Annotated in this window: 20 protein-coding genes; 4 read left to right on the forward strand and 16 right to left on the reverse strand. The window is 66.5% G+C overall.

The window, feature by feature from the left end:
- Positions 1–168: 168 nt before the first annotated feature.
- The 15 genes from WS69_RS07330 to WS69_RS34040 all read right to left on the reverse strand — a co-directional run bounded on the left by WS69_RS07330 (position 169) and on the right by WS69_RS34040 (position 19655).
- Positions 169–1854: a SpoVR family protein gene (locus WS69_RS07330; protein ID WP_059470125.1), complete on the reverse strand. Its 1686-nt coding sequence runs from the start codon at positions 1852–1854 to the stop codon at positions 169–171.
- The gene (locus tag WS69_RS07335; RefSeq protein WP_059470126.1) at positions 1854–3119 is read right to left on the reverse strand and encodes a YeaH/YhbH family protein; all 1266 of its coding nucleotides are present in this window, start codon (positions 3117–3119) and stop codon (positions 1854–1856) included. The genes WS69_RS07330 and WS69_RS07335 overlap by 1 nt, the downstream gene beginning before the upstream one ends.
- Positions 3120–3244: 125 nt before the next feature.
- Positions 3245–5167 carry a PrkA family serine protein kinase gene (locus WS69_RS07340; RefSeq protein ID WP_059470127.1) on the reverse strand — a complete coding sequence of 641 codons (1923 nt, stop codon included), beginning with the start codon at positions 5165–5167 and terminating at the stop codon, positions 3245–3247.
- A 708-nt stretch (positions 5168–5875) separates the two neighbouring features.
- Positions 5876–7681, reverse strand: a complete 1806-nt coding sequence (locus tag WS69_RS07350; RefSeq protein ID WP_059470129.1) for a methyl-accepting chemotaxis protein — start codon at positions 7679–7681, stop codon at positions 5876–5878.
- Between the two features lie 211 nt (positions 7682–7892).
- Positions 7893–8867 (reverse strand): ribokinase, encoded by a 975-nt coding sequence (gene rbsK, locus WS69_RS07355; protein ID WP_059470130.1) that lies wholly within the window; start codon positions 8865–8867, stop codon positions 7893–7895.
- Positions 8864–9895, reverse strand: coding sequence for a LacI family DNA-binding transcriptional regulator (locus WS69_RS07360; RefSeq protein WP_059470131.1), 1032 nt, complete (start codon positions 9893–9895; stop codon positions 8864–8866). The genes rbsK and WS69_RS07360 overlap by 4 nt, the downstream gene beginning before the upstream one ends.
- Before the next feature lie 28 nt (positions 9896–9923).
- Entirely contained in the window at positions 9924–10937 is a 1014-nt protein-coding gene (locus tag WS69_RS07365; RefSeq protein ID WP_059470132.1) for an ABC transporter permease, read from the reverse strand.
- Between the two features lie 80 nt (positions 10938–11017).
- Complete coding sequence (locus WS69_RS07370; protein WP_059470133.1) at positions 11018–12589, reverse strand: sugar ABC transporter ATP-binding protein; 1572 nt, start codon at positions 12587–12589, stop codon at positions 11018–11020.
- A gap of 140 nt (positions 12590–12729) precedes the next feature.
- A complete protein-coding gene (locus tag WS69_RS07375) occupies positions 12730–13692 on the reverse strand; it encodes a sugar ABC transporter substrate-binding protein (RefSeq protein ID WP_059470134.1) in 963 nt (320 codons plus the stop codon).
- A gap of 604 nt (positions 13693–14296) precedes the next feature.
- Positions 14297–15223 carry a CysB family HTH-type transcriptional regulator gene (locus WS69_RS07380; RefSeq protein ID WP_059470135.1) on the reverse strand — a complete coding sequence of 309 codons (927 nt, stop codon included), beginning with the start codon at positions 15221–15223 and terminating at the stop codon, positions 14297–14299.
- A 66-nt stretch (positions 15224–15289) separates the two neighbouring features.
- Positions 15290–16345: a sulfate/molybdate ABC transporter ATP-binding protein gene (locus WS69_RS07385; RefSeq protein WP_059470136.1), complete on the reverse strand. Its 1056-nt coding sequence runs from the start codon at positions 16343–16345 to the stop codon at positions 15290–15292.
- Between the two features lie 13 nt (positions 16346–16358).
- On the reverse strand, positions 16359–17333 hold the full coding sequence (cysW, locus tag WS69_RS07390) for a sulfate ABC transporter permease subunit CysW (protein ID WP_059470169.1): 975 nt from the start codon (positions 17331–17333) through the stop codon (positions 16359–16361).
- Positions 17330–18223, reverse strand: a complete 894-nt coding sequence (gene cysT, locus WS69_RS07395) for a sulfate ABC transporter permease subunit CysT (RefSeq protein WP_059470137.1) — start codon at positions 18221–18223, stop codon at positions 17330–17332. Before cysT ends, cysW begins: the two co-directional genes overlap by 4 nt.
- 132 nt (positions 18224–18355) lie before the next feature.
- Positions 18356–19393 carry a sulfate ABC transporter substrate-binding protein gene (locus WS69_RS07400; RefSeq protein WP_059470138.1) on the reverse strand — a complete coding sequence of 346 codons (1038 nt, stop codon included), beginning with the start codon at positions 19391–19393 and terminating at the stop codon, positions 18356–18358.
- A gap of 88 nt (positions 19394–19481) precedes the next feature.
- Positions 19482–19655, reverse strand: a complete 174-nt coding sequence (locus tag WS69_RS34040; protein WP_059470139.1) for a hypothetical protein — start codon at positions 19653–19655, stop codon at positions 19482–19484.
- 3 nt (positions 19656–19658) lie between these two features.
- Between WS69_RS34040 and lexA the strand changes: the two genes are divergently transcribed.
- The 3 genes from lexA (at position 19659) to WS69_RS07420 (ending at position 21482) form a co-directional block, all read left to right on the forward strand.
- On the forward strand, positions 19659–20306 hold the full coding sequence (gene lexA, locus WS69_RS07410) for a transcriptional repressor LexA (protein WP_059470140.1): 648 nt from the start codon (positions 19659–19661) through the stop codon (positions 20304–20306).
- A 66-nt stretch (positions 20307–20372) separates the two neighbouring features.
- On the forward strand, positions 20373–20699 hold the full coding sequence (locus tag WS69_RS07415; protein ID WP_059470141.1) for a hypothetical protein: 327 nt from the start codon (positions 20373–20375) through the stop codon (positions 20697–20699).
- A gap of 39 nt (positions 20700–20738) precedes the next feature.
- Positions 20739–21482 carry a DUF2939 domain-containing protein gene (locus tag WS69_RS07420; protein ID WP_059470142.1) on the forward strand — a complete coding sequence of 248 codons (744 nt, stop codon included), beginning with the start codon at positions 20739–20741 and terminating at the stop codon, positions 21480–21482.
- A gap of 308 nt (positions 21483–21790) precedes the next feature.
- On the opposite strand, the gene WS69_RS07425 is transcribed toward WS69_RS07420, so the two are convergent.
- Positions 21791–22285, reverse strand: coding sequence for a universal stress protein (locus tag WS69_RS07425; RefSeq protein WP_059470143.1), 495 nt, complete (start codon positions 22283–22285; stop codon positions 21791–21793).
- Between the two features lie 184 nt (positions 22286–22469).
- Here WS69_RS07425 and nodI point away from each other — a divergent pair, with 184 nt between their 5' ends.
- Positions 22470–23429: a nodulation factor ABC transporter ATP-binding protein NodI gene (nodI, locus tag WS69_RS07430; protein WP_269434736.1), complete on the forward strand. Its 960-nt coding sequence runs from the start codon at positions 22470–22472 to the stop codon at positions 23427–23429.
- The last annotated feature ends 1 nt before the right edge of the window (position 23430 follow it).

The raw sequence follows: 23430 nt of genomic DNA on the forward strand, positions 1-23430 counted from the left end.
TTTCCGGTCGCCCGCGCATTCAGCGAAAACGCGAGCCGGATGGCTCGCGTTTCGTGCAAGACTGGGGGCCGCGCGCCGCGGCGACAGAAACGGCAACGGCGGGCGGATCGTGAACGGCGCCAATGGCGGTCGGTCAACGGCGGCGGCGGCGGCGTGCGCGCCGCGCCGTCAGAGCCGGATTTCCGGCGCCGCGTAGCGGCACTCGTAGCGCTTGCGGACCGTTCCCGTCTCGTCGACGCTTTCGATAAACACGTCGAACTGCCAGAGCCGCGCCATGTGCTTGAGCACCTCGTCGCTGTCGTTCGACAGATGGCGGTTGTCGGTCATGAAGTGGCGCAGCGTGAGACTGCGGTCGCCGCGCGTATTGACGGACCACACCTGGATGTTCGGCTCGCGGTGATGGATGTCGTACTGCCGCGACAACGCCTGCCGCACGTACTGGTAGCCGCTGTCGTCGTGGATCGCCGACACTTCGAGCGCGTCGCGCATGTCGTCGTCGAGCACCGAGAACAAGCGCATCTCGCGGATCAGGTGCGGCGACAGATACTGCGCGATGAAGCTCTCGTCCTTGAAGTTGCGCATCGCGTAGTGCATCGCCGGCAGCCACGGGCTGCCGGCGAGTTCCGGAAACCACTTGCTGTCTTCTTCGGTCGGCGACTCGCAGATCCGGCGGATGTCGCTCATCATCGAAAAACCGAGCGCGTATGGATTGATCCCGCTGTAGTACGGCTTCGTCACGGGCGGCTGGTAGATCACGTTGCTGTGCGAATGGAGGAACTCCATCATGAAGCCGTCCGCGAGCTTGCCCTGGTTGTACATCGTGTTGAGCAGCGTGTAATGCCAGAACGTCGCCCAGCCTTCGTTCATTACCTGCGTCTGCCGCTGCGGATAGAAGTACTGGCCGATCTTGCGGACGATCCGGATCACCTCGCGTTCCCACGGCTCGAGGAACGGCGCGTTCTTCTCCGCGAAGTACAGCAGGTTCTCCTGCGGCTCCGGCGGATAGCGCTCCTCCTGCTCCTCGGCGAGCTCGGGCTTCTTGCCGGGCAACGTGCGCCACAGTTCGTTGACCTGCGACTGCAGATATGCCTCACGCTCGCGCCGCAGCTCCGATTCCTTCGCGAGCGACGGCTTCTGCGGCCGCTTGTAGCGGTCGACGCCATAGTTCATCAGCGCATGGCACGAGTCGAGCAGTTCCTCGACGCGGTCGAGCCCGTAGCGCTCTTCGCATTCGGCGACGTAGTTCTTCGCGTAGACGAGGTAGTCGATGATCGCATGCGCGTCGGTCCACAAGCGGAACAGGTAGTTGCCCTTGAAGAACGAGTTGTGCCCGTACGCCGCGTGCGCGATGACGAGCGCCTGCATCGTCATCGTGTTCTCTTCCATCAGATACGCGATGCAGGGGTTCGAATTGATGACGATCTCGTACGCGAGCCCCATCTGCCCGCGACGGTAGCTCTTCTCGGTCGACAGGAAGTGCTTGCCGAACGACCAGTGACGGTAGTTGACGGGCATGCCGACCGACGCGTACGCGTCCATCATCTGCTCGGCGCTGATCAGCTCGAGCTGGATCGGATAGATGTCGAGCTCGTACTGCTCCGCGACCTGCGAGATATGGGTGTCGTACTCCTCGATCAGCTCGAAGGTCCAATCGGACGGACACGGCAGCGGTTTGCGGTCGGCAACGTTCATACGCGCTTCCTTGAGCCCGCTCGCGGGCGCTCCTGCTCCTGGGTGCTGCTCCGCCGCGTCGGGCGACGCGCCGCACTCGTTTGCGGCAGGTTCCGATGCGTCGTCGCTCTTGCGGCGCGGCTCATAGCCGCGCGCTTCGTTATGCGGATGGCGTGTCGTCATCAGGTTTCCACGTGCTTTTCAAAGAGTTCGCGAAACACTGGATAAATGTCAGCCGCCGACTCCACTTTTTTCATCGCGAGATGCGGTTGCGACAACGCCAGTTGCGCGTACTCGAGCCACAGGTTCTGCTCTTCGGGCGTCACCTGGATGTATGCGAAGTAACGCACCTTCGAGAGGATGTCCTCGTCGAGGATCTTGCGGCACTTCGGCGAATCGTCCGTCCAGTTGTCGCCGTCCGACGCCTGCGCGCCGTAGATGTTCCACTCGGTCGGCGAATAGCGCTCGTCCATCACCTTGCGCATCAGCTCGAGCGCGCTCGACACGACCGTGCCGCCGCTTTCGGTCGAATGGAAGAACGTGTCCTCGTCGACCTCCTCCGCGCGCGTGTGATGGCGGATGAACACGACTTCGATCCGCTCGTAGTTGCGCTTCAGGAACAGGTACAGCAGGATGAAGAAGCGTTTCGCAAGATCCTTGCGCTGCTCGTCCATCGAGCCCGACACGTCCATCAGGCAGAACATCACCGCCTGGCTCGACGGCTGGGGCATCTTCACGCGGTTCACGTAGCGCAGGTCGAACGGATCGATGAACGGAATGCGCCAGATGCGCCCCTTCAGGTGATGGATCGCATCCTCGAGCTGCGCGATCTCGACGCGATGATCGCCCGGCTCCTCCTTCAGCGCGGCAAGCTTTTCCTCGAGCTCGTGCAGTTCGTTGACGAGCGGCGAGCCGAGCGCGATGCGCCGGCCGAGCGCGCTTCGCAGCGAACGCACGACGTCGATGTTGTTCGGCGTGCCCTCGGCCGCCCAGCCCGCGCGAACGTTCTTCCAGCTCGGCACGGTCAGCAGATGGGTCTTGACGAGGCGCGGCAGTTCGAGATCGTCGAAGAAGTACTGCATGAATTCCTCGCGCGACAGCTCGAACACGAAGTCGTCCTGACCTTCGCCTTCGTTGCTCGCCTGGCTGCCGCCGCCTCCGGCGCCGCCCGGCGGACGCGGGATCTTGTCGCCGCGCACGTAGTCGGCGTTGCCCGGATGCACGATCTCGCGCCGCCCGCCCGGCCCGTGCCGGAACGTCGGCTCCGCGATGTCCTTGCGAGGAATCGTGATGCTCTGCGTGCTCTGGATGTCCTTGATGCTGCGATCGCGCACCGCGTCGGACACCGCGCGACGAATGTAGTTCTTGACGCGGCGCAGGAAGCGCTCACGGTTTGCAATGCTCTTGTTCTTGCCGGCCAGTCTGCGGTCGATGATTTGATGAAGCACGCCCTGTCTCCCGCTCGAATGTCGATACGCCGGGACGCACGCCGCGCACACGCGGGGCTGCCGCGATGCGGGCGGCGTCTCTCAAGGTGCCCGCGCGCGGCCGCGCGGGCGTCGCGTTGCGCGCGTCATGACGACTTGCGCACGCGCAGATACCAGTCGCACAGGAGCCGCACCTGCTTCGGCGTATAGCCCTTCGCGACCATCCGGTTGACAAAATCTTCGTGTTTGCGCTGTTCCTCCGCCGAGCCCTTCGCGTTGAACGAAATGACCGGCAACAATTCCTCCGTGTTCGAGAACATCTTCTTTTCGATCACGACGCGCAGCTTTTCGTAGCTGACCCACGCCGGATTCTTGCCGCCGTTCGCGGCCCGCGCGCGCAACACGAAGTTCACGATCTCGTTGCGGAAATCCTTCGGATTGCTGATGCCCGCCGGCTTCTCGATCTTCTCGAGCTCGGCATTGAGCGCGGCGCGGTCGAAGCTCTCGCCCGTGTCGTGATCGCGGAATTCCTGATCCTGGATCCAGAAGTCCGCATACGTGACGTAGCGATCGAAGATGTTCTGACCGTATTCCGAATACGACTCGAGGTACGCGGTCTGGATCTCCTTGCCGATGAACTCCGCATAGCGCGACGCGAGCAGGTCCTTCACGTACGACAGATACTTCTGCTCGGTTTCCGGCGGGAACTGCTCGCGCTCGATCTGCTGTTCGAGCACGTACATCAGGTGCACCGGGTTCGCCGCGACTTCGGTCGAATCGAAGTTGAACACGCGCGACATGATCTTGAACGCGAAGCGCGTCGACACGCCCGTCATCCCTTCGTCGACGCCCGCGTAGTCGCGATACTCCTGATACGACTTCGCCTTCGGATCGGTGTCCTTCAGATTCTCGCCGTCGTACACCTGCATCTTCGAGAAAAGGCTTGAATTCTCCGGCTCGTGCAGGCGCGTGAGCACCGAGAACTGCGCCATCATCTTCAGCGTGCCGGGCGCGCACACGGCCTCGGCGAGCGACGAGTTGCGGATCAGCTTCTCGTAGATCTTGATCTCTTCCGAAACGCGCAGGCAGTACGGCACCTTGACGACGAAGATCCGGTCGAGCAGCGCCTCGTTGTTCCGGTTGTTGCGAAACGCCTTCCATTCGGACTCGTTCGAGTGCGCGAGGATGATGCCGTCGAACGGGATCGCGCCGAATCCTTCGGTGCCCTTGAAGTTGCCTTCTTGCGTCGCGGTCAAGAGCGGGTGCAGCACCTTGATCGGCGCCTTGAACATTTCGACGAATTCCAGGAGGCCCTGGTTCGCGAGGCACAGGCCGCCGGAATAGCTGTACGCATCGGCGTCGTCCTGCGCGTATTGCTCGAGCTTGCGGATATCGACCTTGCCGACGAGCGACGAGATGTCCTGATTGTTCTCGTCGCCGGGTTCGGTCTTCGCGATGCCGATCTGCCGCAGGATCGACGGATAGCGGCGCACGATGCGAAAGCGCCGGATGTCGCCGTTGTACTCGTGCAGGCGCTTGACCGCCCACGGACTCAGGATGCTCTTCAGGTAGCGGCGCGGAATGCCGTACTGCTCTTCGAGAATCGGACCGTCTTCGTCGTAGTCGAACAAGCCGAGCGGCGATTCGTTGACGGGCGAGCCCTTGAGCGAATAGAACGGCACACGCTCCATCAGTTGCTTCAGGCGCTCGGCGATCGACGACTTGCCGCCGCCCACCGGACCGAGCAGGTAGAGAATCTGCTTCTTTTCCTCGAGCCCTTGCGCCGCATGGCGGAAGTAGGCGACGACCTGCTCGATCACCTCCTCCATGCCGTAGAACTCGCGAAACGCGGGGTATACCTTGATCACCTTATTCGCGAAAATCCGCGACAAGCGCGGATCGTTGCGCGTGTCGACCTGTTCCGGCTCCCCGATGGCCGCCAGCATGCGTTCGCCGGCAGTCGCGTACGCCGATGGATCGTTTTTGCAGAGCGCGAGATACTCCTCCAGCGAGAACTCTTCCTCTCGCGTTTTTTCGAAGCGGTTCGCGAAGCTGCTGTAAATATCCATGCTACCTCCTCGCCTGAGTCTGAAGACGATCTTGCCTTCGTATAGATCATGTCGAAGCAGGACCGTTCGATTTCATCCTAAACCCATTTACTTTTTTTTTCACGAACTACTTCAACGGCCTCGCCGCGGTTTTCGACATTGCGGAAAACGCTGCTTGGAAAGCACTTTTTGCTGCTCTAGAATGGTTCTCCCGCTTCGCGCCAACGCTGCATCGGCGCTCTCCATTCAGGCAGCGGATCGTCTCGTCCGTTGACGCTCGCGCGCTCGCCGAACCGCCATCCCGCTTCTTTTCATATACGCGCGACGCGTCGTTTGCGTCGACAGCGCAAATGCGCCGTTACAAATTTTTTGCGGCGCGCGCAACGGTGCGATGCCCCTGACATCGACGCGGACGATCGCGCGAGTCGGAACGCAGTCGAACGCGCGTCGGTCATGCGCTTGTCATCGGGATGCACGTTCGCTCCATGCCCATCTTCGACAGGCGCGTTTCGACGGCGAATACCCGCACATGCCGGCACGCCGATGCCGCCCTCGATGCACATCGCGAGCCCGCGCATCGGAAAACGCGTGCCGCCCGCGCGCGACGCATGCACGAATGCACGAATACACGAACGATCGCTTTCGATGCGAAAACGCCCGCTGGCGGCGGGCGTCGTCTTTTCGTCAAATTGGGGATAGATCGTTGTCCGATGCGATTCCTATCTCAAATTAGAAGGTTTCCCAATCGCTATCGCTCGCGGCAGGTGTAGCGGCGGCCGTTGCGCGCGGCGCGGGCTTTGGCTTCGCAGCCGTAGCCGCGTGCACAGGCGTCGCGGGCGATGCGGACGGCGCGGGCTTGAGCGCCGCTGCCGCCACGCTCGGCGCACCGGATGACGCGACGGACCGGATCGGCGCGACGACGCTCGCCGCCTTGTGCGCGACGCCTGCCGCCGGCCGCGTCGGCGCGTGCGAGGCGACGTCGCGCGCGTCGCCGTCGTCGACCCGGAACACCGAGACGGTCGTGCGCAGCCGCGCCGCCTGCTCGTCGAGCGATTGCGCGGCCGCCGCGGCCTCTTCGACGAGCGCCGCGTTCTGCTGCGTGACCTCGTCCATCTGCGACACCGCGCGCGACACCTGATCGATCCCGCTGCTCTGCTCCTCCGACGCGGCCGCGATTTCGCCCATGATGTCGGTCACGCGCCGCACCGCGCCGATCACTTCGCTCATCGTGCGGCCCGCCTCGTCGACGAGCGTCGAGCCCGTGCGCACGCGCTCGACCGACGTGTCGATCAGATCCTTGATCTCCTTCGCGGCCGCCGACGAGCGCTGCGCGAGGCTGCGCACCTCGCCTGCGACGACCGCAAAGCCGCGCCCTTCCTCGCCCGCGCGCGCCGCCTCGACGGCCGCATTCAGCGCGAGGATGTTGGTCTGGAACGCGATTCCCTCGATGATCGAGATGATGTCGGCAATCTTTGCGGAGCTCTGGTTGATGTCGCCCATCGTGCCGACCACCTGGCCGACGACGGCGTTGCCCTTGTTCGCGATCTCCGACGCGCTCGCCGCGAGCGCGCTCGCCTGCCTCGCGCTGTCTGCGTTGCGCCGCACCGTGCCCGTCAGCTCCTCCATGCTCGACGCCGTCTCTTCGAGCGCCGCCGCCTGCTCCTCCGTCCGCGAGGACAGATCGATGTTGCCTGCGGCAATCTGCTTGGCCGCCGTCGCAATCGACTCGCCGCCGACGCGCACCGAACGCACCATGTCCGCGAGACTCGTCTGCATCTTCGCGAGCCCTTCGAGCAAGAGCCCCATCTCGTCGCGCCGCTCGACGACGATCGAATGACGCAGCTCGCCCGCGGCGATCGCGTCGAAATGGCCGAGCGCGTCGGCGAGCGGCCGCGCGATCGCCGCGCGCAGGTTCAGAAAGCAATAGAACGCGATCGCGAGGCCTGCCAGGAGCGACACGATGCTCGCGATCCGGCTCGCCGCGTATACGCTTTGCGCATCGTTGAAATTGATGCTCGCCTGCTTGAGCTGGAACGTACGCAGCGTCTCGCCCGCGACTGCGAAGTCGTTGAAGACCGGCTGCATCCGTTTCGCGGCAGCGAGGATCTTGTCGTGGTCGTTCGCGTTGATGAGGTCGACGAATGCGTCGAGCTCGCGCTGCAGCACCTGCCGTTTCGCCGCAACGTCCTGCGCGAGGCGATCCTCTTCCGCGCTGCGCGGCAGGTCGAGGTATTTCTTCCACCACGAATCGGAAATCCCGCGCATCTGGCGCGCGCGCTCGATCGTCGGCGTCGCGTCGGGCGTGCCCGCGAGCATCACCGCGCGATCGAGCACGAGCCGCTCGCGCGCGGCGAACAGCTCGGCGCTCGCGACGTCGATCGCACTCGGCATCTGGTTCGAGAAGGTTTCGTAATTCGCGTCGTTGGCCTGGCTCATTCCGAACAGGCCGAGCGCGCCGACGACGCACAGCAGGACGGAAAGGAGCGCCATCGTGACGGCGAGGCGCGTCCTGATCGTGAGGTTCTTCAGCAGCATGGTTCTTCCTGTGACGCATCGTGAAGACGACGGGGCTGCCCGACGCAGCCCGCGGCAGCGAAACGTTTGCTCCGCCTGGCTTGTTTACGGCGCTAGACAGGAAGTCTTGATCCGTGCAGCGATCGATCTGAAGAAAATCGTGTTCGCCACATGCACCGGATCGATATTTTCTTTCTTTTTGCTTACGAGAACCGGCGCGGCGTGGCCTGCGTCACGCCGGGTCCGGCGCGAACGCGTCCAGCTCGGCGAGCGTCGGAATCGACGGCTGCGCGCCCGCCCGCGTAACCGACAGCGCCGCCGCGCGCTGCGCGAACAAGATCGCGTCGGGCGGCGCGGCGCCCGCGGCGAGCCGCGCGGCGAAGCCGCCGATGAACGTGTCGCCCGCCGCCGTCGTGTCGACGGGGGTGACACGCGGCGCCGGATAGTGGCGCGCCGCGCCGTCGGCCGTCAGCGCGACCGCGCCCTGCCCGCCAAGCGTGACGATCACGTTGCGCGCGCCCGCTGCCGCGAGCGCTCGCGCGGCCGCCTCGGCGCTCGCCGGATCGCGCACCGGCAGCCCGGTCAGCGCCGCAGCTTCGACTTCGTTCGGGATCAGGTAATCGATGAGCGGCAGCCAGTCGGCGGGCAGCGGACGGACGGCGGGCGCCGGATTCAGCACGACCGTCTTGCCGAGCCGCCGGCCTGCGGCCAGCGCCGCGCGGACCGCGTCCTCGGGCGTCTCCAACTGGCAGATCAGCACGTCCGCGGCCGCGAGCGCCGCCTCGTGCTCGGCGATCGAGTCGGGCGTCACTTCGCCGTTGCTGCCCGCGACGATCACGATCGCGTTCTGGCTCGCGTCGTCGACGACGATGAGCGCGACGCCCGTCGTCGCCGTCGCGCTGACCGACAGCGCGCCGCAATCGATCCCTTCGGCGGCGAGCCCCGCGCGCAGCGCGGCGCCGTGCTCGTCGGCGCCGACGCGGCCGAGCATCGCGACCTGCGCGCCGAGTCGCGCGGCCGCGACCGCCTGGTTGCCGCCCTTGCCGCCCGCCGCCTGCGCGAACGAGCGGCCGGCGAGCGTCTCGCCCGGCTGCGGCAGCCGCGGCGAGCGCACGACGAGATCCATGTTGAGACTGCCGACGACCATCACCCTGCCGCCGCGCGCGGGCGCGGCGCGTTCCGCCGCACGTTCGAGCGCCGCCGTCATCCGCGATACCCGGCGTCGGCCGGCTCCACGTAGACGGTCGTCGATTCGCGCAGCACGAGGCGCGGCGACACGACGCGCCGGCGCTGCGGCGCGCCCGACGCGCCGCCGCCGATCCGCTCGATCAGCGTCTGCGCGGCCATTTCGCCCAATGCGCGCACCGACTGGCCGACCGTCGACAGCGCCGGGTACGTGTAGCGCGACAGCTCGATGTCGTCGAAGCCGATGATCGAGCAGTCGGCCGGCACGCGGATCCCGCGCTCGGCGGCCGCGCGCAGCGCACCGAGCCCCATCAGGTCGTTGCCCGCGAAGACCGCGCTCGGGCGCACGGTGTCGAAGAGACGCACGGCCGCGTGATAGCCGCCGATGCACGAGAAATCGCTTTCGGCGATCGCGCCCGGCACGATGTCGACGCCGCGCTCGGCCATCGCGCGGATGAAGCCGTGCACGCGCATCGCGCTCACCGCGGTCGACACGGCGCCCGTGATGCAGCCGATCTTCGCGTGACCGAGCTCGAGCAGATGCCGCGTTGCGAGATACGCGCCGCGCTCGTGGTCGATCTGCACGAGATCGGCGGCGAGCCCTTCGATGTTCCGGTCGACCACGACGAGCGGCTCGCGCGTGTCGGCGAGCGTCTGCGCGAGCACCGCGTCGTCGCCCGCCGACGCGATGATGAGCCCGTCGATGCGTTTTTCCTGCAGCACGCGCAGGTAGTTGCGCTGCTTTTCCGGATCGTCGTCCGAATTGCACAGGAACACGCAGTAGCCGGACAGCGCGCATTGATCCTCGATACCACGCGCGAGCTCGGCGAAATACGGGTTCGTGCTGTTCGGCACCACGAGGCCGATGGTGGCCGTCGAGCGTGCCTTCAGCGAGCGCGCGACGGCCGAGGGCACGTAGTTGAGCTCGCGGATCGCCCGCTCGACCTTGGCCCGCACGTCGGCCGACACGGGCCGCGAATTGTTGACCACGTGCGACACCGTCGTAAACGACACGCCGGCGATGGCCGCCACATCCTTGATCGTCGCCATTCCGTTTCTCTCTGGTTCGTTGTTCTTGCTACCCTCGCGCGCGCCGGCTGCGATACGTGTCGAGCACGACGGCTACGACGATCACGGCGCCGGTGATGATGCGCTTGGTCGGTTCGTTCGCGCCGATCTGCGCGAGACCCGCCGCGAGCACCGAGATGATCAACACGCCGAAGAACGTGCTGACAACCGAGCCGCGACCGCCCATCAGGCTCGTGCCGCCGATCACGACGGCCGCGATGACCTGCAGCTCGAGGCCCGCGCCCGCGTTCGGATCGGCGGCTTCGAGCCGGGAGATCTGGAACAGCGCGGCGAGTCCCGCGAGCGCGCCCATCAGCGCGAAAACGATGATTTTATACGGGCGCGGGTTAACCCCGGCCAGTCGCACCGCTTCCTCGTTCGTGCCGACGCCGACGAGATAACGGCCGAACACCGTGCGCGCGAGCACGAATTGCGCGGCGATCATGACCGCGACCGCGATCAGGAACGCGGGCGAGATGCCGAGCGCGAACGGATTCGACAGGAAGTCGAACGCATCGCCGATGTACGCGGTGCGCGAATTCGTCAGTTGGTACGCGACGCCGCGCGCCGCCTCCAGCACGCCGAGCGACACGATGAACGACGGGATCCGCCAGCCGACCGTGACGGCGCCCGTCAACGTGCCCGTCGCGGCGGTCGCCGCGACGCCGGCGAGCGCGGCGGCAAGCGGCGGCCACTGCCAGCGCAGCGCGGCGACGCTCACGACCGACGCCGCGAGCGCGAGCACGGAGCCGACCGACAGGTCGATCCCCGCGATGATGAGGACGAAGGTCATGCCGACCGACAGCACGACGAGATCGGGAATCTGGTTCGCGATCGTGCTGAACGTGTCGTACGTGAGGAAGTGCGCGCTGAGCATCGAGAAAAGCGCGATCAGCGCAAGGAGCGCGAGCGCGAGTCCGACGTAGTTCGACAGGCCGAGCCGCATGCCGGCCGGCTTCGCCGCGACGGCGGCCGCCTGCCCGGACGGGGCGTCGGCGTTTCGGTCGATGGATCGGTCGTTCATCGTGGAAGTCCTGTGTGTTGCTGTCTCGGTGAATTGAGTGGTGAGCCGGCCGCGAACCAGGTTTGCCGCGCCCGCCCCGGTCACGCAGCAGGCCGCCTGTCGTCGAACGGATGCAATACCGCGTCGCGGCGCGCGTAGCCGGCGAATGCCGCGGCGAGGAGCACATCCTGCGTCCACTCGCCGCGCGCGAATACGGCGTCAATGCGCCCCGCCGACATCACGCCGATCCGGTCGCAGATCAGCATCAGCTCGCGCAGGTCGCTCGACACGACGACGATCGCGCGGCCTTCTCGCGCGAGCGCGTCGAGAAGCGCGTAGATGTCGAACTTCGCGCCGACGTCGATCCCGCGGGTCGGCTCGTCGAACAGCAGCACGCTCATGTCGCGCCCGAGCCAGCGGCCGATCGCGACCTTCTGCTGGTTGCCGCCCGACAGCTCCGACACCGCCTGCGCCGGGCCGCGCGCGCGAATCCGCAGTGCGTCGATCCGCCGCACCGCGAGCGCGTTTTCGCGCTGCGCGTCGACGACCCCGCCGCGCGCGACGCGCGTGAGCTGCCCGAGCGACAGGTTCGCCGCGATCGACTGCGGCAGCAGCAGCCCTTCGCCCTTGCGGTCCTCGCTGACGAGCGCGATCCCGTGACGCACCGCGTCGGCGGGCGAGCGGATCGCTGCGGGCCGCGGCGGATCGCCGATCGACACGGTCCCGCCGTCGGCCGCATCCGCGCCGTAAATGAGCCGCAAGAGCTCGGTGCGTCCGGCGCCGATCAGCCCGGAAATGCCGAAGATCTCGCCCGCGCGCACGTCGAACGACACGTCGCGCACCGCGTCGCCGCGCGACAGGCGCTCGACCTTCAGGCGCGGCGCGCCCGGCGTGCGCGCGCCGTGCACCGCCTGCTCAGCGAGCTCGCGCCCGGCCATCAGCGCGACGAGCCGCTCGGTCGGCTGTGCGTCGATCCGGTCGACGTGCACGAGCCGGCCGTCGCGCAGCACGGCGACCCGCTCCGCGACCCGCGCGAGTTCCTCGAGCCGGTGCGAGATGTAGACGAGCGCGACGCCTTCGCCCTTCAGCCGCGCGATCTGATCGAACAGCAGTTCGACTTCGCGCGCAGTCAGCATCGCGGTCGGCTCGTCGAGGATCAGCGCGCGGCAGTCGCCCGCGAGGCTGCGCGCGATCTCGACCATCTGCTGATGGCCGATCCCGAGCGCGCCGACAGGCGTGCCCGGATCGAGCGCGTCGAGCCCGACGCGCGCCATCGCCGCGCGCGCGTCGTCGGCGAGCCGCCGGCGGTCGATCACGCCGAACCGGTGCGGCAGGCGGTCGAGAAACAGGTTTTCGGCAACGGTGAGCGTCGGGACGAGGTTGAGCTCCTGCATCACCATCCGCACGCCGAGCGCCTCCGCGTGCGCGCGGCTCCGAGGCGCATACGGCGCGCCCGCGAGCCGCATCGCGCCGGCCGTCGGCGCGACGAGCCCGGCGACGATCTTCGACAGCGTGCTCTTGCCCGCGCCGTTCTCGCCCGTCAGCGCAAGCGCCTCGCCCGGATGCAGCGACAGCGACACGTCGGCGAGCACGGGCTCGGCGTAAGTCTTGCCGATGCCGGTCACGACGAGCGTCGGCGCATCGGGCGTCGAATCTGGGTCGATCGAATCCATCGCGGCCCTGAAGAAATGCGGTTCACGCGATCCGCGCAGCCGCGCGGACGAGGACGCGAGGCGGCCTGAATCACGCTCCGACGTGATAACGGCCGCCTCGCGGCGATCTTGAGCGGCGCGCCGGACGCCGCCGCACCGGGTTACGGCTTCGTCACGAGGTCGACCGGGGTCGCGACGACGCCCGTCATGTCGGCCTGCTTGCGGTGCTCGGCGAGCGCCTTCAACGCCGTATCGATGCCGAACACGGCCTGCTTCGCCGCGTACTGGTCGGCGGTCGCGAGCACGCGGCCGTCCTTCAGCATCGGCTTGATCGCGTTGATGTTGTCGTAGCCGACGACGTACACCTTGCCCTGGCGGCCCGCCGCGCGCACCGCGGACACGGCGCCGATCGCCATGTTGTCGTTGCCGCACAGGAGCGCCTTCAGGTTCGGATATTCGTTGAGCATCGCGGACGCGGCCGCATTGCCCTTGTCGATCTCCCATTCGCCCGACTGGACCGACACGACCTTCGCGCCGCCCGCCTTCATCGCATCCTGGAAGCCCGCGGTGCGCTGCTGCGCGTTGGTCGTCGTCGGCACGCCCTCGACGATGCCGACCGCGTCGCCCGCCTTCAGCCGCTTCGCCAGATAGTCGCCGACCATCCGCGCGCCCTTGCGGTTGTCCGGGCCGACGAACGGCACGTTCAGGCTCTTCGACTTGAGCACGTCCGGATCGAGCCGGTTGTCGATGTTGACGACGATGATCCCCGCGTCGACGGCCTTCTTCACGACGGGCACGAGCGCCTTCGAATCGGCGGGCGCGAGCACGATCGCGTCGACCTTCGACACGATCATCTGCTCGACGATGCGGATCTGGCTCGCGGTGTCGGTTTCGTCCTTGATGCCGTTCGTGATGAGATCGAACTGGCTCGCGTTGTGTTTCTGATACTCCTTCGCGCCGTTTTCCATCGTGAGGAAGAACTCGTTCGCAAGCGACTTCATCACGAGGGCGACCTTCGGCTTGTGCGCGGTCTCGGCCCGTGCGACCGAGAACGGCCCGGCAGCGGCGACGGCGACGCAAACGGCCGCGGCGGCTAGCACGCGGCGGCGGAGGCTGACATCCATGCGACTCTCCTGGCAGTGGTTGTTGTCCCGGACGGACCGAGTGTCGTTTTGGCGACGAGCAAACGTTTGCGCAAACCAAACCGACTGGGGCGTTTCGAACCTCTGCGCCACGAAGGGAATACGTCGGAAGAGACTGCCTGCGTACGGTTGGCCGCGCAAACTGCGCATCCCGGTCCTTTTTCTTCATATCGGGAGCGCCTATCGTCAGCTTTTTCTTCGTATTACGCAACGCCGATTCGGACGTTTAAGGGTTTGTTCGGAGAACGTGCGGACAGAAAACGACAGGCGGCGCGGCGGTGGCGGCCATGTGACGGGCGGGCCGCAGCGCGGTTGAGGTAGGAATCGGAGCATCGAATGAGCGCGTTTGCGCTGGCGGCTCGATGACGGCATCCGTCAAATGGCCGGTAGCGACGACGCGTTTCACTTGTGCTCGACTTGCGCTGGCCGGGCGCGCGGCCAGCGCGAAGGCCAAGGGCCTCGATCCGGCGGTGCGCGATCGGGACATGGCGGTCGGGAAATCGAGAAGTCGGGCGGCGGAGCGGCGCAGCGCGACGACATCGCACGGCGCGAATCGCCGCCGCAACCGCCCGCGCCCGCCCCAGGCTCAGGCCGCTTCCCGCAATTGCCCGGCGATCTCGCCTTCGGACAGATGCGGCGCGAACATCTCGATCAGCCGGTACGCGTACGCGCGCAGGAACGCGCCGCGGCGCAACCCGACGCGCGTCGTGCTCGCCTCGAACAGGTGCTGTGTGTCGAGCGCGACGAGCTCTGTGTCGCGCTGCGCATCGTACGCCATCGCGGCGACGACGCCGATCCCCATCCCGAGCTCGACGTAGGTCTTGATCACGTCCGCGTCGATCGCCGTCAACACGACGTCCGGCACCGCGCCCGCGTTCGCGAACGCCTGGTCGATGTGCGAGCGGCCGGTGAAATCCTGGTCGTACGTGATGATCGGATACTCGGCGATGTCGTCGAGCGTCACGCTCTCGCGGCCGACGAGCGGATGATCCTTCGGCACGACGACGACGTGATGCCACGAATAGCACGGGAACGTGACGATGTCCGGATAGCGGTCGAGCGCCTCGGTCGAGATGCCGATGTCCGCCTCGCCGCTCAGGATCATCTGCGCGATCTGCTGCGGGCTGCCCTGGCGCAGCGCGAGATGCACCTTCGGATAGACGTCGGTGAACTGGCGGATCACCTTCGGCAGCGCGTAGCGCGCCTGCGTGTGGGTCGTCGCGACGACGAGGTGGCCGCTATCCTGGTCCGCGTACTGGCGCGCGACGCGGCGCAGGTTCTCCGCGTCGAGCAGCATCCGCTCGATCAGCTGATGGACGGCCTTGCCGGGCTCCGTGAGGCCCGTGAGACGCTTGCCGCGGCGGATGAAGATGTCGACGCCGAGCTCATCCTCCAGATCCTTGATCTGCTTCGAAACCCCCGACTGCGACGTATACAGCACGTTCGCGACTTCCGTCAGGTTCATGTTCTGCCGCACGGCCTCGCGCACGAAGCGCAATTGTTGAAAGTTCATGGGTAGCCTCTCAGGCGGTGTCTTTGTTGGTTTGAAATCGTCCGTGATCGATCCGCGCGCGGGCGCTCAGCGCGCCGGGAACACGCGCACCGCGCGCGGAACGGCCGTCAGCGCGTCGCCGACGTCGAGCGCGAGCGCGCGCCATGCGTTGCGATCGAGCTCCGCTTCGAGCACGCCGCCCGCGCGCGCGGCGAGTTCGACGCGCACCGAGCCGCCGAGCGGCACGACGCGCCGCACGTCGGCCGTGATGCCGTCCGCGCGCGCGTTAGGCGCGACGAGCTCAAGATCGTGCGGCCGCACATATGCGCGCGCCGGGCCCGCAAAATCCGCGTCGACGGCGATCGCCCCGGCCGCACCGTGCGCGACGAAGCCCTTGCCGCTCACAGTGCCGTCGAGCCGGTTCGCCGCGCCGAGGAACTCGTAGACGAACGCGCTTTGCGGATGGTCGTAGACGTCCTGCGGGCTGCCGACCTGCTCGACGCGGCCGTGATCGAGCACGACGATCCGGTCGGCCACTTCGAGCGCCTCTTCCTGATCGTGCGTGACGAAGATCGTCGAGATATGCAAGTCGTCGTGCAGCCGGCGCAGCCAGCTACGCAGTTCCTTGCGCACCTTCGCGTCGAGCGCGCCGAACGGCTCGTCGAGCAGCAGCACCTTCGGCTCGACGGCGAGCGCGCGCGCAAGCGCGATCCGTTGCCGCTGGCCGCCCGATAGCTCGGATGGATAGCGCTGCGCAAGCCAGTCGAGCTGCACGAGCGACAGCAATTCGTGCACCTTCTCGCGGATCGCGGCCTCGCTCGGCCGCTCGCGGCGCGGCTTCACGCGCAGCCCGAACGCGACGTTCTCGAACACCGTCATGTGCCGGAACAGCGCGTAGTGCTGGAACACGAAGCCGACCTGCCGCTCGCGCGCGCCGACCGACGCGACGTCGAGCCCTTGCAGCACGACCTGCCCCGAATCCGCGTGCTCGAGGCCCGCGATCACGCGCAAGAGCGTCGTCTTGCCGCAGCCGGACGGCCCGAGGAGCGCGACGAGCTCGCCCGCGGGAAAGTCGAGCGTGACGTCGTCGAGCGCGGTGAAGTCGCCGAAACGCTTGTGCAGGTTACGAACGGTGATGCCCATCTGGTTTGCCTCTTTACGAAATCGACGAAGTGACGGCGGCGCTCGGATGCGCGGCGGGCGCGGCGTCGCGGCCGTCCGCGAGTGCGGCGGACAGCCGCCGCTCGGCGAAGAGCTTGAGCGCGAGCGTGACGAGCGCGAGGAGCGCGAGCACCGACGCCACCGCGAACGCGGCCGCGAAGTTGTACTCGTTGTAGAGAATCTCGACGTGCAGCGGCATCGTGTCGGTCTGGCCGCGGATGTGGCCGGACACCACCGACACCGCGCCGAACTCGCCCATCGCGCGCGCGTTGCAGAGGATCACGCCGTACAGCAGACCCCACTTCACGTTCGGCAGCGTCACGCGGCGGAAGATCTGCCAGCCGGACGCGCCGAGCACGCGCGCGGCCTCCTCCTCGTCGGAGCCCTGCGCCTGCATCAGCGGGATCAGCTCGCGCGCGACGAACGGGAACGTGACGAAGATCGTCGCGAGCACGATGCCCGGCACCGCGAAGATGATCTGCACGTCGTGCGCCTGCAGCCAGGGCCCGAGCCAGCCCTGCGCACCGAACAGCAGCACGTAGACGAGGCCCGAGATCACGGGCGACACCGAGAACGGCAAGTCGATGAGCGTCGTCAGGAGCGCACGGCCCTTGAATTCGAACTTCGCGATCGCCCACGACGCGCACACGCCGAACACGAGATTGAGCGGCACCGCGATCGCGGCGACGATCAGCGTCAGCTTGATCGCCGACCACGCATCCGGATCGGCGAGCGATTCGAGATAGAAATCGAAGCCCTTGCGTAGCGCCTCGAAGAACACGGCGGCGAGCGGCACAACGAGAAAGAGCGCGAGAAACACGAGCGCCGTGCCCGTGAGCAGCCAGCGCACCGCGCGCGGCTCGCTGACGGGGTCGAGGCGGCGGGCGCGCGCATTCGCGTCGGCGGCGGCGGCGCGGCGCGGATCGACGGGCGCGGCGGCGGCGCGGGTCTGAACGACGTCGTGGCTCATCGCGCGCCTCCGAGGGCCGTCGCCGCGTGCGCCGCCGGCGCCGGGCCGCTTGCGCCGCGGCTCGTGCGGCGCTGCAGATACCACTGCAGCGTGTTGATGAGGAGCAGCATCACGAACGACACGACGAGCATCACGACGGCGAGCGCCGTCGCGCCCGCATAGTCGTACTGCTCGAGCTTCGTGATGATGAGGAGCGACGTGATCTCCGACTTCATCGGCACGTTGCCTGCGATGAAGATCACCGAGCCGTATTCGCCGAGCGCGCGCGCGAATGCGAGCGCGAAGCCCGTTAGGAGCGCGGGCGTCACGGCGGGCAGCACGACGCGCCGGAACGTGAGCCAGCGCGACGCGCCGAGGCACGCGGCCGCTTCCTCCTGCTCGCGCTCGAAGTCCTCGAGCACCGGCTGCACGGTGCGCACGACGAACGGCAGGCCGATGAACGTCAGCGCGACGAGCACGCCGAACGGCGTGAACGCGATCTTGATGCCGAGCGGCGCGAGATAGCTGCCGATCCAGCCGTTCTGTGCGTAGACGGCCGCGAGCGAGATGCCCGCGACCGACGTCGGCAGCGCGAACGGCAAATCGACGATCGCGTCGACGAGCCGCTTGAGCGGAAACGCGTAGCGCACGAGCACCCATGCGACGAGAAAGCCGAACACCGCGTTGACGAGCGCGCCGCCCAACGCGGCCGAGAACGTCAGCCGGTACGACGCGAGCACGCGCGGCGACGTCGTCGCCGCGACGAACTGATCCCAGGTGAGCGTCGCCGTCTTCAGAAAAGTGGCGGCGAGCGGAATCAGCACCACGAGGCTCAGATAGGCCAGCGTGATGCCGAGCGTCACGCCGAATCCGGGCAGCGCGCTCGGCTTGCGGAAGGTGAACGTCGTCATGCGGAATGCTCTTCCAGGGTGATGCACATGGGTTCAACGGCTTGACGGACGCGCGATGCCGCCGCGTCCGTCAGCCCGATGTCGTTGTATCGCGGAACGGCGCGCCGATCGCGGCGCGCCGCCCGCCGTCGCTCATTGCGGCTTGTAGATCGAATCGAACACGCCGCCGTCGGCGAAATGCGTCTTCTGCGCATGGGTCCAGCCGCCGAACGTGTCGTCGACCGTATACAGCTTCAGCTTCGGGAACTGCTTCGTGAGCGTGGCCGGCACGTCCTTCGAGCGCGGCCGGTAGTAGTTGCGCGCGGCGATCTCCTGCCCTTCCTTGCTGTACAGGAAGTTCAGGTACGCGTCCGCGAGCCTGCGCGTGCCCTTCTTGTCGACCACCTTGTCGACGACCGCGACGGGCGGCTCCGCGAGAATGCTCGCCGACGGCACGACGATCTCGAACTTGTCGGCGCCGAATTCCTTGATCGACAGGAACGCCTCGTTCTCCCACGCGATCAGCACGTCGCCGATCCCGCGCTGCACGAAGCTCGTCGTCGCGCCGCGCGCGCCCGAATCGAGCACGCCCGCGTTCTTGTACAGCTTCGAGACGAAATCCTTCGCCGTCTGCGCATCGCCGCCCGGCTTGTGCTGCGCGTACGCCCAGGCGGCGAGGTAGTTCCAGCGCGCGCCGCCCGACGTCTTCGGGTTAGGCGTGACGATCGACACGCCCGGCTTCGTGAGGTCGTCCCAGTCCTTGATTCCCTTCGGATTGCCCTTGCGCACGAGAAACACGATCGTCGACGTGTACGGCGACGCGTTGTCCGGCAAGCGCTTCTGCCAATCCCTGTTGACGAGGCCCTTGTTCGCGAGCGCGTCGATGTCGTACGCGAGCGCGAGCGTCACGACGTCGGCCTGAAGGCCGTCGAGCACCGAGCGCGCCTGCGCGCCCGAGCCGCCGTGCGACTGCTTGAAGTTCACCGTTTCGCCCGTCTTCGCCTTCCATTCCTTGCCGAACGCCTGATTGACGTCCTGATAGAGCTCGCGCGTCGGATCGTACGAGACGTTCAGGAACGTCGTGTCCGCGAGCGCCGGCGTGAGCGCGCCGAGCGCCGCCGTCGCGCCGAGCGCGAGTGATGCGATGAGACGACGTATGCCGCCCGCCAGCCCCGTGTTGCGCTTGACCATCCGTTGTTCTCCGTAGGGGTCGTTGTTTGTGATGTTGAGCCAGTCTAACGAACAGGTTTCATCATTAAAAATAATCGTTCCTCATTTTTTAATACTCAAAAGTGGTAACGATTGCCCGATCGATGGCTATCGCGGCCGAAGCGGCGCTGTGACGCAGCCGGATCGCGGCGGAATCGCCGTGATAGCGCCGAATTTCAAGTAACGCTTGAATTTCCCCGGATACTGTATAAAAATACAGCTCACTGTCTATCCATACAGTCATGTCATGATCAAACTCACCGCCCGTCAGCAGCAAGTATTCGACTTGATTCGTCGCGCGATCGAGCGCGACGGCTTTCCGCCCACTCGCGCGGAAATCGCCGCCGAGCTCGGCTTCAGCTCGCCGAACGCAGCCGAGGAGCACTTGCGGGCGCTCGCGCGCAAGGGCGTAATCGAGCTGGCGGCGGGCGCGTCGCGCGGCATTCGCCTGATCGGCGTCGAAGATTCGCCGCACCAGTTGACGCTGCCGCACGCGGCGCTGATGCAACTGTCGCTGCCGCTCGTCGGCCGCGTCGCGGCCGGTAGCCCGATCCTCGCGCAGGAGCACATCTCGCAGCACTACGCATGCGATCCCGCGCTCTTCTCGAGCAAGCCCGACTACCTGCTGAAGGTGCGCGGCCTGTCGATGCGCGACGCCGGCATCCTCGACGGCGATCTGCTCGCCGTGCAGAAGCGGACCGAGGCGAAGAACGGCCAGATCATCGTCGCGCGGCTCGGCGACGACGTCACGGTCAAGCGCCTGATGCGCCGGCCCGGCGGCGTCGAGCTGATCGCCGAGAACCCCGATTACGAGAACATCTTCGTGAAGGCCGGCAGCGCGGAATTCGCGCTCGAAGGCGTCGCCGTCGGGCTGATCCGCCCGGGCGAATTCTGACCGCCACGCAGCCCGCCCGCGGCACCGCCCGTCTTTCCCGCCATTCGACTGGATCTGGAGAACCCTATGGAACGCCTCGCCCGCTTGCTGCCCTTCCGCCAATTCGGCCGCCTGCGCCATCTGCGCGGACGCACGCCGTGTGCGCCACTCGTCGCCGCCCAGCTGCGCAGCAAGGGCGACGCGCAGACGTCGCTGCTGCCGTCCGCACTGCCGGCATTCGCGCGCGTGTCGCTGAACGGTTCGCTCCATCACGCGGAACCCGAGCGGCGCGCGCCGGTTCGTGTCTATCACGGGCCGTCGCGCTTCATCATGGTCGGCACGGTCGATGCGATCTGCCGGATGATCGATCGCTGCATCGCCGAGGAACATTTACTGACGCAACAAGGTCTCTGATCTTCGGAGCCCGTTCGTCCGTCTCGTCGAGGAGGCCGTTTGAATTCTGCCGTGCGCCCGCAAAGGCGATTCCTGAAGCCGGTTTCGATCGTCGTCGCGCTTGTCGTCGCCGCGGTGGCGATCGTCTATGCGTATGCGTCGCCCTATCTCGCGCTCAGGCAGATGAAGCAGGCGATCGATGCGCGCGATGCGCAGGCGATCAGCACCTACGTCGATTTCCCCGCTTTGCGGATCAGCCTGAAGCAGCAGCTCACCGACGAATTGATGCGGCGCATCGACGCGCAAAAGCGCGACAATCCGCTCGCAATCATCGGCGCGCTGATCGGCTCGGCGCTTGTCGGCCCGCTCGTCGATGCTTACGCGACGCCCGACGGCATCGCCGCGCTGATGAACGGCTTGCCGCCGCGCACGCAATCCGGACAACGGCCGCCCGAGTTGAATCGACCCGCCGATCAAGCGGCGAGCCAGGCAGCGCCGGTCGCGTCTGCAGCGAGCGCGTCGGCGGGTAGCCCAGGCAATTCAGTTGCCGCGTCAAGCGACGCGACGCCTGCCGCAAGCAAAACGGCGGCGCAAGCCGCGCCGTTGCCCGTATCCGGTACGCCGTCCGCCGCCGCGAGTTCGCCATCCGGCACGTCACCGCAGACGAGCGCTGCCTACCGGCGCTTCGACGAATTCGTCGTCACGTATCGCCGCGACGACGGCAGCGCGCGCTATGCCGCGATCTTTCGCCGCAGCGGACTCTTCGGTTGGAAATTGTCGGCAGTCAATTTGCACGACGAGTGAATTTGAATCGGCCCGTCGGCCGCACGCCGCGTAAAGCAAGCGTGAATGCCGGGCCCGGCGCATGCGTGCGGAAACGGCGGCGATTCAGCGGTCATTTCAAACGATACGAAACGAACCGCCGGAACCAGTCAGCCTTGCTGCTTGGCAAATCGGCTGGAACCGGTTCGATTCGTCACCCGATTAACCGATGGCGAAATGACCCGATGGTGGACATCGGCGATCAAGCGAAGCGACAAATATCGGCCGCGCCCCCGCGCGGTCGATATACGCTCCGTAGCGCCATGCGCCGATGTGTGTCGGTGGCGTAGTCAGCGTCCGGCCGTCGCCGCCGTTGCGTCCTTCGCGCTTTCAGCCTTCTGCTCCGCCGGCGACGAGCACGCGACCAGAATGCTGCACGACACGCGATCGAGCAGTTGCGTGTTGCCCGACCCCATCCACCACCGCGACAAACCGCTGCGGCAGCGATGGCCGACCACGACGAGATCGACGTTGAGCTTCGTCGCGAGATTCGCGATCTCGTCGATCGGGTAGCCGAACGCGAAATGCCCCTGCGCCTGCACGCCATGCTCGGTCAGCCAGTCGACACCCTCTTGCAAGATCTCGCGTGCGGTTTCCTCGAAGCGGCTGCACGCGACGTCGGTCAGCAAGCCGGCGCTTTGCGCGATGCTCGAGCGCATGTCGACGACCGACAGCAAGTGTGTTTCGGCTTTCAGTTCGAGCGCCAGATCGGCGCCGCATCTCAATGCCTTGCGGCCCTCAAGCGTGCCGTCGTAGCACAGCAGAATCTTTTTATAGCTAGCCATCTTGGCCTCCCTAATGCGCGACCAGCGCACGAACCCATCATGCTGCGCCGCAATTCCAGATGCAAGCGCTGGAAAACGCTGATTCGCCCCGCACCGCGAACGCGCGATGATGCGATGCACGAAGCCGAGCAATGTGCGCTGTGACAAGGCAAGCGCGCTGAAGCGATGCGATCGATGCACTAGAATGGCCCGTTCGTATTGCACGATTCCAATCGATATTCACTTGCCCATGTCCGTCGCACCGATCGATTTTCAGGCAGTCGAGAAACACTACGACGGCAAGCTCGTCGTCAACGGCTTGTCTTTTCACGTGCAGCCCGGCGAATGCTTCGGCCTGCTCGGCCCGAATGGCGCCGGCAAGACCACGACGCTCAAGATGCTGCTCGGCATCACGTATCCGGACGCAGGCTCGATCAGCCTGTGCGGCGAACCCGTGCCGTCTCGCGCGCGGCATGCGCGGCGTCGCGTCGGCGTGGTGCCGCAGTTCGACAACCTCGATCCCGACTTCACCGTCCGCGAGAACCTGGTGGTATTCGCCCGCTACTTCGGGCTCGCCGCACGCGAGGCGCGCTCGCTCGTGCCATCGCTGCTCGAGTTCGCGAAGCTCGAGAACAAGGCCGACGCGCGGGTGAGCGAGCTGTCGGGCGGGATGAAGCGGCGGCTCACACTGGCGCGCGCGCTCGTCAACGATCCCGACGTGCTCGTGCTCGACGAGCCGACGACGGGCCTCGATCCGCAGGCCCGGCATCTGATGTGGGAACGACTGCGCTCGCTCCTCGCGCGCGGCAAGACGATTCTGCTGACCACGCACTTCATGGAAGAGGCGGAGCGCCTGTGCCACCGCCTGTGCGTGATCGAGGAAGGCTGCAAGATCGCGGAAGGCGCGCCGCGCGCGTTGATCGAAACGGAGATCGGCTGCGACGTGATCGAAATCTACGGGCCCGATCCCGTGCAATTGCGCGACGAGCTCGCGCCGCTCGCGGCGCGCACCGAGATCAGCGGTGAAACGCTCTTTTGCTACGTCGACGATCCGGAGCCGATCAACGCGCGCCTGAAAGGCCGCACGGGCCTGCGCTATCTGCACCGCCCCGCGAATCTCGAAGACGTATTCCTGCGGCTGACCGGCCGCGAGATGCAGGACTGAA

The organism is Burkholderia sp. BDU5 (genome assembly GCF_001522845.1).
Lineage (GTDB): Bacteria > Pseudomonadota > Gammaproteobacteria > Burkholderiales > Burkholderiaceae > Burkholderia > Burkholderia mayonis.